This is a genomic window from Halomonas sp. ND22Bw, from assembly GCF_003011945.1.
Taxonomy (GTDB): domain Bacteria; phylum Pseudomonadota; class Gammaproteobacteria; order Pseudomonadales; family Halomonadaceae; genus Halomonas; species Halomonas halophila.
The window spans coordinates 1-384 of the sequence record NZ_PXWD01000292.1; the positions used below are offsets into that span (position 1 = coordinate 1).

The following is a 384-nucleotide window of genomic DNA, read 5'->3' on the forward strand; positions in this document are numbered from 1 at the left end:
GTCTGCCCTCGGCCAGCCAGACGGTCGTCACCACGCCGGGCGAAGACGCCAATGTGGCCATCGTCCTGGGGTCCGCCTCGGCGACCGACGTGGCGGACGTGATTGTGACCGGCGTCATCACCGACGGCGTGGCCCGTTCGCTGAACCAGCAGAAGAACGCCGAGGGCACGGTCAACGTCCTGTCGGCCGACGCCATCGGCCGCTATCCCGACCCGAACGTGGCCGAATCGCTGCAGCGCGTTCAGGGCATCGCCATCCAGCGCGACCAGGGCGAAGGCCGCTACATCAATGTGCGAGGCGCGCCGTCGTCCTTCACCGCCGTGTCGGTGGACGGGGTGGCCATTCCGGCGGTCTCGCCCTCGACCCGCGCGGTCGATCTGGACA

At 69.5% G+C, this 384-nt stretch carries 1 protein-coding gene; it reads left to right on the forward strand.

Features of this window, described 5'->3' with window-relative positions; genetic code table 11:
* On the forward strand, positions 1-384 hold a 384-nt coding region (locus tag CVH10_RS18125; protein ID WP_219924783.1), incomplete at both ends, for a TonB-dependent receptor plug domain-containing protein.